The sequence below is a fragment of the Lysinibacillus sp. COL-1 genome (assembly GCF_059814265.1).
The window spans coordinates 2221259-2233768 of record NZ_JCAWSJ010000004.1; the positions used below are offsets into that span (position 1 = coordinate 2221259).

Here is a 12510-nt window from a genome sequence, read left to right on the forward strand (position 1 = left end):
GCAACTGCCTTTCATTTATTAAAGGATGAATAACTGTATTATAGTTAATTTACCAGTACATAACATTTCAGACGTTAGTCTGAAGACAAGTAATGAGATAAATTGTATATTTTATTTATACTTTTTAACTATAAAAGTATTAGGAAAAATCCTAGACAACCATTACGTATAGATAAAAAATACTACTAAAACGTTCAAGTACATTTATTTGTACAAAACTATACGTAATGCGTTTGTTCTATTGGCATCAGAAAAATTATCAATCTGTATAAATTAAAGTCCAATGATTTTCTCATGTCGTTTTAGCTTTATGCAAATATTCAGACCGTTGACTAAATTTATCTGTCAATCATTGATGTTTCTAAATTGGGGCATTGTATTAAACATTTATTAATGAAGGGATATAAAAGTGTGTCGAGGTGATTTCTATGAAAAAGAAAATGCATTTTACAATTTTAAGTAACGATTCAACAGACGGAGATGGCGGTTACGGAGTAGGAACCCTTGATTTAAATAATGTAACGTCGATTATTATAGATTGTGAAAAAGAACAGGTGTTTATAGATTTAGAAGCCTTACATGGACGAAGTATAATCGAGAAAAAAGTTCGTTTTTCCTCTGATTTAGCTCATGCTAGTGACGATTATTATCGTTATTGGATAGTTTGGGTAGCTATTCAAATTTCTCAAAATGGTCCTTATTATGCGGGATGTACTGCAAGTGAAGTACGGGTATCAAAAGAAGTACGACGTATTAAACTTGGCTATAAATCTTTGCCAGAACAAGTAAATTATTTAGATAAGGCACTTAAAGGGAAAGTTCTCTTGAAACATGTAGATAGTAATTCAAAAAAACTACTTTATCAGTTTTTATCTGCATTTAATGAAGACTATTGGAAATACTCACCTGAAGAATTAAAACAACAATTGTCTGGATGGGAGGATTTATAATGGCATTTGTAATTACAGAATTATGTAGGGATGAAAAAGCGGCTGTCTGTTTGGATGTCTGTCCAGTAAATTGCATTGTTATGACAGATACCCAATATGTAATTAATCCTGATATTTGTATTGATTGTGGAGCTTGTGAATTAGTTTGTCCAGTAGAAGCTATTTTTTTTGAAGATGAATTGCCTGCTGAATATGATTCAGCAACCCTGCTAGCTCTCAATCATTTTCGAAACTAAAATGGATTAGGATTTTATACTTCATATCATAATAGTGCCGTTTGCCCAAAACACCCTCCAGACTTTTTTCACCTTTATAATATTATGCTAAGCAATTTCCTATCTAAAAAAAGTCGGATTCCTAGACAATAAGAAATCGACTTTTTTATATGGCTATTTACAATACCTGCAAACTAATAGTCGTTCGCATGAATGAATTATTAGGTACAACAATAAGGAAAAATATTTAAAAATGCTGGTTTCCTTTTACCCATCTTAACGCTAGGGTTCAAAACCCTTCTGGCTAATGAAAAGTTCTTCTTCCGAAAAATACTGCCTCATTCGTTTATAAACCATTTGATAGACGGATGGATGATACCATTCTTCCATTTCCAGTTTTCTATATAGCGCCTGTAAGCCCATCTTGTGTGTGCGTTTACCACCGCGTCCGTCCCCCATAAAATAATCGTCAATACATACTCGGTTAACCAAGGGACGCAATATTTCTGCAAATCGCTCAGTACTTGGTAGTAAGGGGGCGATGGCAACCTGTGCAGGAATACCAAATTCAGCAAGCTGTTGGAGTGTTTTAAGCCTTGCTGAAATAGGTGGAGCATAGGGCGTAAAATGCTTGCGAATATCTTCCCTATCCGTCTCTATGGTCATACTTACCCGCACTTTATCTTTTAAAAGTTGCAGTAAATCGATATCTCGACTTACAAGTGGGCTTCTAGTCTGTACTAATAGGAAGTCAGGAGGATTCTCTACCATAACTTCAAGTAAAGATCGCGTCACTTTTTCCTTATGTTCTATTGGTTGATACGGATCTGTACTTGATGACATAAAAATGGTTACATTCCCTTTTGCTTTGGCCCGATGGAGTTCCTTTTGTAATACATGCGCAGCTCCGTTTTTAACATCGACCCAATGCCCCCACTCACCTTCCCTGAAAAGAGATACAGGCATTTCGCGAACATAACAATAGGAACAGCCAAATGAACAGCCTGTATAGGGATTTAGTGAATGCGTATAGCCAGACAGAAAGCCAGTTCCTTTATTTAGAATGGTTTTCGGATTTTTATAGAATATTTCATGTTTCATAATGGCCCCCATTCATTGTACGGCAATAATTATTCATTATTTGATGAAGCTCGCTTTTCAAGATCCAGGAGCAATGTCTTCATTTCTAATCCACCCCGATAGCCAGTTAAAGAGCCATTCTTCCCTGTTACGCGATGGCACGGTACCGTAAGTAATACTGGATTAGCCCCAATAGCCGCTCCTACAGCACGAACAGCAGCTGGTTTATTTATAGCATTGGCAATATCGGAATAGGATTTCGTCTGCCCATAAGGAATTTCACAAAGTGCATCCCAGACGGCTTGCTGAAATGGCGTACCTACGTACTCAAATGGAACAGTAAAGGTTTTCCGTTTTCCTTCTAGATACTGAGTAATTTCAACAACATAAGGTGCAAGCATTTCATCATCTTCCACAAGAGTACTTCCTGGAAAGCGTTTTTTTGCCCATTCGACTAATTCCTCGAATGGTTTGTTCTGTGAACCTACAAAGACAAGCCCCTTTGAAGTTGACGCAATATATAATTGCCAATCCTTAAACTTTAGTAAAGACCAATATAGACTTGAATTATTCTTTGTTTCCATTGTACTTCTCCTCCACTTTACTCATTTGACGAAATTGTGCTGGCGTCTGTCCCGTTTTCTTTTTAAATAAAGTAATAAAATAAGGCGTATTAGCCATCCCCACACATAAAGCAATATCTCCAATCGCTTTATTTGACTGAATCAAATACTTTTTAGCTACGTGTACTCTAACTTCCTGTATATATTCAACTGGCGTCATGCCTTTGATCTTTTTAAATGTTCGATGCATATGATACGGACTTCCATGACAAATATTTGCTAACGATTCTAGCGTTAATTTTTCTGTGAAATTTTTATCAATGTATTCCGTAATTACATCCACCCACTCGCTATCAGGCAGATTTTCATTAGTGGGCTTGCAACGTTTACAAGGGCGAAAATTTGCTTGGAGGGCTTGTTCTGCGTTTGAAAAAATGCATACATTTTCTTTTTTCGGAACGCGAGATTTACAGGATGGTTTACAAAATATCCCTGTCGACCTTACAGCGTAGAAAAATTGGTTATTGTACGCTGCATCATTATTTATAATGGCTTGCCACTTTTCCTCTGTTATCATTTCTACTTCATTTATCATTCTAGGATGATGGCTCTCTCGATGTCCGTTATCGATACTATCCGACATTTATCTCACCTCTCCTTACAATATACTCTCTATAAATTCAGAATGGACAATTCTAGGAATAGAATAGCAAGATATTGAAGTTTAATTTTTACTTAGAATCGTGAAAAATGATTCCAAGTCCGTAGCGTTCTCCAGCAGTAACTGTGCTTACTCCGTGACGAACCGTATTTTTGTAATATCCTTTTTTACCTAAAACAGGTCGATGGTGAGTAGGAAAGATTAACGCACTGCCTTGTTCTAAAGTAATGACATGCCCTCTACTCTGAGCACGCGGAATTTGTTCCACTAATAGAGATTCACCACCACAAAAGTCTTGATCTCGTTGATTTAATAAAAATACTACTTGAAACGGGAAAAATATATCACCATATAAATCTTGATGTAAACAATTAAATCCGCCTGTTTCATACTTTAATAGTAAAGGTGTTGGTCTCGTTTGATTATACTCTTCACAGGTGTTCAAAAAATCTTGAAGTTGTTCTGGATACTGTTCTGTCTTCTTTAAATAGCTCAGCCACCGATTAGCTGTTTTTGCTAATGCCAAATAAAAAGCCTCTCTTAAATGTTGGATGATGTCAGGTAATGGATAAGAAAAATATTTGTACTCCCCATTCCCAAAGCGATATCTCGTCATATTGATTGTCGTTCTGTATGACTCTTCCACACCATACATGTCTATGAAGAATTCACACTCCTCCTTTGTTAAAATCACAGGAAGCTTTGCAAATCCTTGCTCATCTAATTCATGTTGAATGGTCTCCCAATCTAAGCTCTCAACACGTGTTTTTATATGTTGGACCATTTTTATACCCTCCTTTACATTCCTGATAACTAACACTATAACCTCATAAATAGAAAAAAATAAGGAGTTGAGAATGTAAGAGCAAGATAACAAAATCAGTAAGGGCTATGGTGTGATTGTTATTACATTACCTACAATTTTCGATATGATTGCAAACCTAGGCGATCTAACAAGGGGGAAATTGAATGCATATATGAAATAGAGAAAGATATCATGACAAAAGCTATAGCCAATGGGGAAATTTGGACCTTAGTATAGGTAAGCGTAATAAATAATAAAACATCACTGAATCTCTTCTTTAAAAAATACGGAAAAGCATAGATATCTTTATGCACTCTTCTTCAATAAGCAAGAGATGTATTGACAGTATTTTCTATTATATATATATTTAGGTTGAATAGATTAATCATCAAAAAATGGAGGGATTTTTTTGAGAAAAACATTGATTTATTTTCTAGGATTCGTTTTGTTTTTATCTTTCTTTGGTTCTGAAGTAAAAGCTACGGAAAGGGTTGATAGTAAAACATTAGAGATAATAGATGGAACAACACTTAACTCAAAGGAATTGGAAGACCTACTTAACTCAAATAAAGAGTTTACTGTTGAATTATCAGACCAACAGGTAGCTGAGCAATATGCAAAAATAAAAAGCGTCACAATTCAAGAAGCTTACTCTAAATTAGCTGAATATAACAAACTTGATACCTTTTCTCCAAAGGCAGAGTCCTGTTCATGGTTTGGAACAAATACGGAAATCCCGATTTTCGGAAAAACTTACAGACCCCTCTTACAAGTATATGTACAGATATGTAGCTCAGGCGGCACACCAAAATATATTAATACAAACCAAGCACCGCTTTTACAAGAATTTGTAGCTAATCCAATCTCTTTTTCAGGCACAATCAAAGTGGAACTTCATAATGGACATTTCTTATTCCTAATCAATGGAAACTTTTATAATTCAACTTCAACCACTCATACTGGTACAATAGGAGTTGGAAACATTTTCACTGCATCCTACTCTGTTGCTTCTTCAAGTAGTTTTTATGCATCATTAACAACAGGTCTAACAAAACGTGATGTTTTAGGTTATTAACCCATTTTTCACCATTATCGGAGGCTGGTCCATGAAAAAAATACTTTCTATTATTACGCTAGCTACTCTTTTGATAATAGTCGGCTGTGATACTAACATATCAAATAACCAAATGTATAATGGGAATGATTTAAAAGTCGGGATTATCGGTCCATTTCCTGATTTTAGTGAGGAAAAAGTTGTCTTTGAAAAAATAACTTTTGATGATTTGAAAGGAAACACACAAAAAATTTCACACGACTTAGACGCTGTAATTATAACTAAAGAATTTCTTTCAGAAGCAGATGATGACCAATACGTTACTGTTTATAATGAATTAGAAATTCCGACGTTCTTTATGCAATCAACTAAGGCTCACATTCCTTTTGTCAATGAGGGAGTGGATTATGATACATTTATTGACATCCAACCCTTGAGTTATGCAACTGGTTATTTAAATACCTCAACTGATAAAGAAATCAAGTATGAAACTTGGAGGTATGAGCTTATCGATCATAAAGAGAACAATTCGAACATACAAGAGTTGTATTCAAGAATTTTTAAAACGATTGATTCACTTAAATAGAAAATGTATTCAAAATCATGGTGACATCCAATATCTGCATTCTATATAAATATACGATGCATATAAAGAATTGGTCTTATAATATCCATGTCTAGGATACAATAAAAAGAGATTAAGGAACCTGAAGCTGGTTGGTGCTGCGCCCCGATTGTTAGACACATACTAACAATTGGAGGTGCTGTTTTTCTATGGGAAAATTTAAGCAGCAAAGAAAGAGAAATCGAGAAGTCAACAAATGTAGATCATAAACCCCTTTATTCATAATTTTTTACTTTCAACATGAATATCCACGCTAGGGTTCGTAACTTTTTTCGCTATTGAAAAGTTCATCTTCCGAAAAATACTGTCACATTCATTTATAAACCATTTGATAGATGGTTGGTACCTTTCCCCATATCGATATCTCGTCATACTAACACTATAACCTCATAAATAGAAAAAAATAAGGAGTTGAGAATGTAAGAGCAAGATAACAAAATTAGTAAGGGCTATGATGTGATAAAGTAAAATTACTCTTAATAGGACGAGGAGAATGAAAAGTGACATGGTATGAAGTCAATGATGATATTGTTATTACATTACCTACAATTTTCGACATGAATGCTAACCTAGGTTATTTAACAAGGGAAAAAAATGAATGCATGTACGAAACAGAGAACAATATTATGACAAAAGTTATAACAATTGGGAAAATTCAATCCTTAGTACAAATAAGCATAATCAATAATAAACAAATGGTGATTCAATTCCTAAATGATTCTAAACCTATTGAAAAGTGGAAGCGGCAAGAAATTGTAACATATATTCATGAATGGTTTGATCTCGATAATGATTTAACGTCATTTTATGAAATGGCAAAAGCAGACCCATTACTTAAAATACCTGTCCAAAAATTTTATGGATTACGAGTAATCGGCATTCCCGACTTATTTGAAGCTTTATGCTGGGGAGTTTTAGGCCAACAAATTAACTTAGCCTTCGCGTACACCTTAAAGAGGAAATTTGTAGAAAAATTTGGCGATTTCATTGAATGGAATGGTAAAAAATATTGGGTGTTCCCTTCATACGAACGAATTGCACAATTAACCCCTGCTGACCTAGCAAATATTAAAATGACGGTGAAAAAAAGTGAATATATCATTGGCATTGCGAAATTAATGGCAGGTGGAGAATTATCGAGGGAAAAATTAATGGAAATGGACTTTAAAGATGCTGAAAAAAGCTTAATGAAAATACGAGGAGTCGGCCCTTGGACAGCCAATTATGTTTTAATGCGCTGCCTTAGGTTCCAAACAGCCTTTCCAATCGATGATGTAGGACTTATTAATTCGATAAAACTATTACAAAATATGAATCGAAAGCCGACAAAAGATGAAATCATGGAATTATCGATACCGTGGAAAAACTGGGAATCCTACGCTACCTTTTATCTATGGCGTGTCCTTTACTGAATAAGTTTAAGATGAGAACAATTATAAAGAGCATGCTTTGAAACAAATGAATCAAAACATGCTCTTTTCAACTATTCTTTGCGAGCTTTCATATAATCACAGGCTCTATTATAAATGTAAATCTATCCTACAATTCATCAATAATATCAATGTGTTACTATGGTAAACTCTCCACGATTTCCTCGTTGGAAGCCCCATCATGCTTTATGAAAAGTTTTCTTGTAAATGCACTAACTGCTAAACTCACTACAATATTAACGCCTAATGCAAGGAACCCAATGTTGATATCTTGTATAAATGTTGGCCAATTCGGGAAAAGGGTACTTAGATTTGCGCCTGTAGCGGCTTGCCAACCTACAATCATAACGCCAACAATTATCCCAGCGAACACACCTTGTAACGACAGTGGATTTTTTTTCATGAAACTACAAACAACAGCAGGTGCAAATTGTGTAACTAATCCATATCCCATTAAGAATAATAGAGTTATAGCACCACCACCACTAAAAGTAAAATAAAGGGCAATTAGGGCAACCAATGGAACCGTATAACGAGCAATAATACCAATTTGTCGATCCGTAATTTGAGGACGAAACGGCTTTATTATATTTTTTGCAAAAAGTGTAGCTGCAGACATCAAAATTAATGAGCCTGGAACAATTGCCGTTAACAGCCCTGCTGCTCCAATAAAGCCTACTATTACTGGGCTAAACGTTTGTGTGGAAATTTTGAATAATGCTAAATCAACATCGCCTCCCGATAAATTCGGGACTTGTAGAATAGCTGCTGCTCCGGTAAATAGGACAAATAATATAAATAATGCATAGATAGGTAGAATAATCGCATTTCTTCTTAGGGCATTTCCACTTTTAGCTGAAAAAGTAGCAACAAAGGTGTGGGGCCACATGTAAAATCCTAATGATGTCAGCATCATTGTTGAAACATACCAAGACGCACTTAAACCTGAGTCTGGAAGCGTTAAGAACCCTGGATTTGTGGCTTCAATAGCTTCCCACATTGGTTGAATACCACCATAATAATGAAATGGTAAGTAGATTCCTAGAAATAAAACAACACCAAGTATAAGGAAGTCTTTAATGACTGCTGTCCAAGCTGAGCCATGAATACCTGAAACCATAACATAGACAATCATCGCAATGGTTCCAATCCAAATCGTGATTTTGGAGTCAATGGCTCCATAAGAAGCTTCAGAAACAATAATGCCAAGACCTTTCAATTGAATGATTAAATAAGGAATTAAAGCCGCCAAACCGACTATTGCTACAACCATTCCAAGCGCTTTACTTTTATATGCCTTCTCAAAAAAATCAGATTGAGAAAGTAAATTATGTTTCTTTCCATAGCTCCATATTTTTGGCGTTAACCAGTAAGCAATGACATAGTTCAGCATCATGATGTTGTAGAATGCTGCTCCACCTTTTCCATACATCCAACCACTTATCCCTAAAAATGCACTTGTAGTATAAATTTCTCCGGCCATTAGCAAGAAAATGAAAATAGAGCCAAAACCCCGACCGCCAACACTCCATTGCTCTAGGCTCATATCCTTCCCTCTACTCGCCATAATGCCTAAAATTAATGCAATTCCTAAAAACACAGCAATAATACCAATAGATATTGTCATGTTACTCCACCTCTGCTTTTACGTCTGGATTTAAGCGATGTACTAAAAGCATGATACCTGTCCCTAATAAAATCCAAAGAACCATCCAAAATAACAAAAGCGGAAGTCCCAAGATATAAGGTTCGGTACTTTTAATAAAGGGAACTCCCAAAGGCATTCCAAAGTATGCAATGAATGATAGTAAATAACAAAGTCTTTTTCGAGTCATTTTATCTATCTCCTTCTTTTATAAGATGGCCTATTGTTTTATTAATTGGGCAAATCCATTATCAATAAACAAGCTTTTGACATCCCTTTTGTCAGCCGCAAATACGATTTGATGTTCATTATTTAGAAAATCAATGGTGTATTGTACAGTGGAAGCTACACCTAGCTTGAGAGCATCTTCATCTAGATCGAAGAAATCATTATGATGCTCTGCCCCAACCCCTTTTTCAAGATTTTTTATTCCAACGAAGGCAAATACACCTGGAAAGTATTTTTCATAAAACGCAAAGGATTCTGAGCCCATCCATGCTGGTGAAGAATATAACGTCTTTACACCTAATGCCTTTTCTACAGCAAGTGATGCTATGTGTGCGCAATCGTTTTGGTTGTAAACAAATAAATCCGATTCAATGGGCTCTGTAATAAATTCATATGTGCAACGATGTAGGTCGCAAACTTTTTCTAGGATTCGTTTAAATTCGCTTGCAGCATGTGAACCTTGATCATCATCTAAATATCTGGCAGTTCCTGAGAATTGTAAGCTTTCTGGAATGATATTTACGGCAGAACCGGAATGAATCATGCCAATAGAATAGGTAATGGTTTTAAAAGGATCTAAAGTATTTATTCTCATAGCTTTTAAATTGCTGTAAAAATCTGTAAAGCAATCTAATGGAGCCACCGATAAATCTGGTCTGGAGCCATGTCCACTTTTTCCTTTCAATAGCACATTAAAACTAAAGGAAGCAGCCATTCTTGGTCCTGGTTCAACAGATATTTTCCCTGTTGGAATATCAGATTTTAAATGGATGCCCCAAATGCCGTCAGCCCCTAATTCATATAAGCGTGTTAAAAGATTGTAAATGCCTCCGCCCATTTCTTCTCCTTGCTCAAAAGCAAGAAGTACTTTTCCTTTTACCTTATCTTTATGTTGAACCAAAATCTTCGCTGCCCCTAGAAGCATTGCTGTATGTCCATCATGACCACAAGTATGAGCAGCTTGACTAGTACTAGAAACGACTATTTTTTTCATTTTTAAATTATTTTCGTTTTCTTTCATCGGAAGTGCGTCTAAATCAGCTCTAAGTATCAATGTTTTCCCTGGTTGTTCCCCATGAATAAATCCAATAATTCCACCATTCGGGACGATCTCGTAATCAATGCCCATTTTAGTTAATTCCTCTGTAACTACTTTAATAGTCCGTATTTCCTGTAACCCAATCTCCGGATGCTTGTGAAGATCTCTTCTTATATTAATGACATAGCCTTCGATTTCTTCTGCAGCCTTTAAAGCATTAAGTTCAAACTCGATTGTTGTCATTTTATACACCCCTATTTTAATGGATTATTCTATTCCAAATCCTGAAATTCAACAGCAATCCGTTCAAGTGCTTGCTTTATAAGTGGTCTTGGCGAAGGGACACAAATTCTTTGAAAACCTTCCCCTTCTTTTCCGAACATCCATCCATCTTCTAGAAGAACATTCGCTTTATTATAGATACGATGATGAATCTCTCGATCGGAAAGACCATATCCATTAAAGTCCATCCACATCACATATGTGCCGTCTGGAATTCTTACTTTAACTGTAGGCATGTTTTCAGCTAAAAAGCTTTTTACAAACTCCATTGTGCCGTCAATATATTGCGTAACTTGTCCCAACCATTCATCTCCCTCGTTATAGACGGCTATAAGAGCTGCAATGGTAAACGGTGACGGTAACTGCATCCCCATTATGTCATTAAAGTTTTTTCTGCGTTCGGGGTTGGAAATGATGACATTTGTACAATGAAGACCCGCAACATTAAATGTTTTGTTAATGGCTGTACAAGTGACAATATGATCAGTATTTTCTACAACCTTACAGATTGGTGTAAATCTTTTATTTTTCCTAATTAAGTCACCGTGGATTTCATCTGCCACAATGATTACATTATGTTCCTCGCAAATTTTTGAAAGCCTTTTCAATTCTTTATTGGTGAATATATTTCCAGTTGGATTATGTGGATTACAAAGAATAAACATGGTTGTGTTTTTATCCTTTGCTTTCTCTTCAAAATCTACGAAATCAATTGAAAAAGATCCATCTGATTCACATTTCATTGCGTTATTTTGAACAATTCTACCATTACGCTCTATCGCAGTAGTGAACGGTGGATAAACTGGCCGTTGTATAATGATTCCTTCCCCAGGCTTAGTAAATGCTTGTACAGCTATATTCAAAGCATGAACCGTTCCAGGACTATATACGATTTCCTCTCTTTTGATCACCCAATCATGCCTTTTTTTAAACCAATGCTGAATGGATTCAAAGTACTCATTCGGAAAAATAGAATACCCAAAGATTCGATGATCAACCGTTTGATGAAGTGCATCTATCAAAGGCTGCATGACGGGTAAATCCATATCAGCTGTAAATAATGGAATCGTTTCATAATCATATCTTTCTGTATAACCGATGTCTTTAATTAATTCTTCCCCGTCCCACTTTAACGAATAAGTACGACGTCGACTAATTATTTCATCAAAATCATATATCATTCTTTCTCTCATCCCCCTTCCTCGTCATTGCTCGAAAATACGTTTTTTCCGTACCTGAGCAATTATTTTCATCAGTTTAGCACCTTAACTGTAAAATCGTCAATAAAAAAATAGAATTTTCCGAAAATTACAATTTGGATGTTTGATCCCCTTCACAAAAATTGATTGGTTGTTGAAGCTTCATGATTAATTGAAGGAAATTATTTATGAATATGTTAAAATAAAGGGATGTTTGTTTACTAAGGGGGAATGATCTGTGGAGAAAGAAGAAATCTTTTATGAGCTAATGGAGACACTTTTTGAAACATCTCGATCCATTAGTACCTATGAAAGTATCCCGAGAAAGTACGGTACGGAAGATGAACTATATATGATAGAGGCTCACACACTCAATTTAATAGGTGATAAAATCAAAACAAATACTACTGAAATTGCAGAAATCACACACCGTACAAAAAGTGCAGTTTCTCAAATGATGGATAAATTAATAAAAAAAGAATTAGCATTTAAATATAGAAATCCTGAAAATTATCGAGAATTAACGATTGAATTGACACCAAAAGGTCAACTGGTATATGAATATCATAAAAAACTCGATAAAGAAGAGTTTGGCAATTACTTAAAGGATTTAGAAAGATTCACCATTGAAGATTTTCAGAAAATCATTACACTTCTTAACCTAATTAATGAGCGAACAAAAAGTACACTTCATGAAAAAGCCTAAACCTTCTGTTGCCAAGGTTTGATCAAAT

Annotated in this window: 14 protein-coding genes; 6 read left to right on the plus strand and 8 right to left on the minus strand. The window is 35.3% G+C overall.

Annotation, left to right across the window (positions count from 1 at the left end; genetic code table 11):
• The first annotated feature begins 428 nt into the window (after window positions 1–428).
• Together AC6BKE_RS19310 and AC6BKE_RS19315 are read left to right on the plus strand one after the other, a co-directional pair.
• A complete protein-coding gene (locus AC6BKE_RS19310) occupies window positions 429–950 on the plus strand; it encodes a YwhD family protein (RefSeq protein ID WP_330493301.1) in 522 nt (173 codons plus the stop codon).
• Window positions 950–1186, plus strand: coding sequence for a DUF362 domain-containing protein (locus AC6BKE_RS19315; RefSeq protein ID WP_036126223.1), 237 nt, complete (start codon window positions 950–952; stop codon window positions 1184–1186). Before AC6BKE_RS19310 ends, AC6BKE_RS19315 begins: the two co-directional genes overlap by 1 nt.
• A gap of 261 nt (window positions 1187–1447) precedes the next feature.
• Here AC6BKE_RS19315 and AC6BKE_RS19320 read toward each other — a convergent pair whose 3' ends face one another.
• The 4 genes from AC6BKE_RS19320 to AC6BKE_RS19335 all read right to left on the minus strand — a co-directional run bounded on the left by AC6BKE_RS19320 (window position 1448) and on the right by AC6BKE_RS19335 (window position 4253).
• Window positions 1448–2266 (minus strand): SPL family radical SAM protein, encoded by an 819-nt coding sequence (locus tag AC6BKE_RS19320; protein WP_499857730.1) that lies wholly within the window; start codon window positions 2264–2266, stop codon window positions 1448–1450.
• Between the two features lie 29 nt (window positions 2267–2295).
• Complete coding sequence (gene adaB, locus AC6BKE_RS19325) at window positions 2296–2829, minus strand: methylated-DNA--[protein]-cysteine S-methyltransferase (RefSeq protein WP_499857732.1); 534 nt, start codon at window positions 2827–2829, stop codon at window positions 2296–2298.
• On the minus strand, window positions 2813–3451 hold the full coding sequence (locus AC6BKE_RS19330; RefSeq protein WP_271913498.1) for a bifunctional transcriptional activator/DNA repair enzyme AdaA: 639 nt from the start codon (window positions 3449–3451) through the stop codon (window positions 2813–2815). The genes adaB and AC6BKE_RS19330 overlap by 17 nt, the downstream gene beginning before the upstream one ends.
• An 88-nt stretch (window positions 3452–3539) precedes the next feature.
• Complete coding sequence (locus tag AC6BKE_RS19335; RefSeq protein ID WP_036126214.1) at window positions 3540–4253, minus strand: 2OG-Fe(II) oxygenase; 714 nt, start codon at window positions 4251–4253, stop codon at window positions 3540–3542.
• Between the two features lie 430 nt (window positions 4254–4683).
• On the opposite strand from AC6BKE_RS19335, the gene AC6BKE_RS19340 reads away from it, so the two are divergent.
• The 3 genes from AC6BKE_RS19340 to AC6BKE_RS19350 all read left to right on the plus strand — a co-directional run bounded on the left by AC6BKE_RS19340 (window position 4684) and on the right by AC6BKE_RS19350 (window position 7365).
• On the plus strand, window positions 4684–5349 hold the full coding sequence (locus AC6BKE_RS19340; RefSeq protein WP_036126212.1) for a hypothetical protein: 666 nt from the start codon (window positions 4684–4686) through the stop codon (window positions 5347–5349).
• Window positions 5350–5380: 31 nt separating this feature from the next.
• Window positions 5381–5914, plus strand: a complete 534-nt coding sequence (locus AC6BKE_RS19345) for a hypothetical protein (RefSeq protein ID WP_342534852.1) — start codon at window positions 5381–5383, stop codon at window positions 5912–5914.
• Window positions 5915–6453: 539 nt separating this feature from the next.
• Entirely contained in the window at window positions 6454–7365 is a 912-nt protein-coding gene (locus tag AC6BKE_RS19350; RefSeq protein WP_499857737.1) for a DNA glycosylase, read from the plus strand.
• A gap of 157 nt (window positions 7366–7522) precedes the next feature.
• Here the strand turns inward: AC6BKE_RS19350 and AC6BKE_RS19355 are convergent, their stop codons facing one another.
• Genes AC6BKE_RS19355 through AC6BKE_RS19370 form a run of 4 tightly spaced genes read right to left on the minus strand, consistent with a single transcriptional unit; the run spans window position 7523 to window position 11758 of the window.
• Window positions 7523–9010, minus strand: coding sequence for a sodium:solute symporter family protein (locus AC6BKE_RS19355; protein ID WP_036126203.1), 1488 nt, complete (start codon window positions 9008–9010; stop codon window positions 7523–7525).
• A 1-nt stretch (window position 9011) separates the two neighbouring features.
• On the minus strand, window positions 9012–9218 hold the full coding sequence (locus AC6BKE_RS19360; RefSeq protein WP_036126201.1) for a DUF3311 domain-containing protein: 207 nt from the start codon (window positions 9216–9218) through the stop codon (window positions 9012–9014).
• A 30-nt stretch (window positions 9219–9248) separates the two neighbouring features.
• The gene (locus AC6BKE_RS19365; protein ID WP_499857740.1) at window positions 9249–10538 is read right to left on the minus strand and encodes an amidohydrolase; all 1290 of its coding nucleotides are present in this window, start codon (window positions 10536–10538) and stop codon (window positions 9249–9251) included.
• Window positions 10539–10567: 29 nt separating this feature from the next.
• A complete protein-coding gene (locus AC6BKE_RS19370) occupies window positions 10568–11758 on the minus strand; it encodes a MalY/PatB family protein (protein WP_499858325.1) in 1191 nt (396 codons plus the stop codon).
• A 256-nt stretch (window positions 11759–12014) separates the two neighbouring features.
• Between AC6BKE_RS19370 and AC6BKE_RS19375 the strand changes: the two genes are divergently transcribed.
• The gene (locus tag AC6BKE_RS19375) at window positions 12015–12482 is read left to right on the plus strand and encodes a MarR family transcriptional regulator (RefSeq protein ID WP_089932828.1); all 468 of its coding nucleotides are present in this window, start codon (window positions 12015–12017) and stop codon (window positions 12480–12482) included.
• Window positions 12483–12510: the final 28 nt, after the last annotated feature.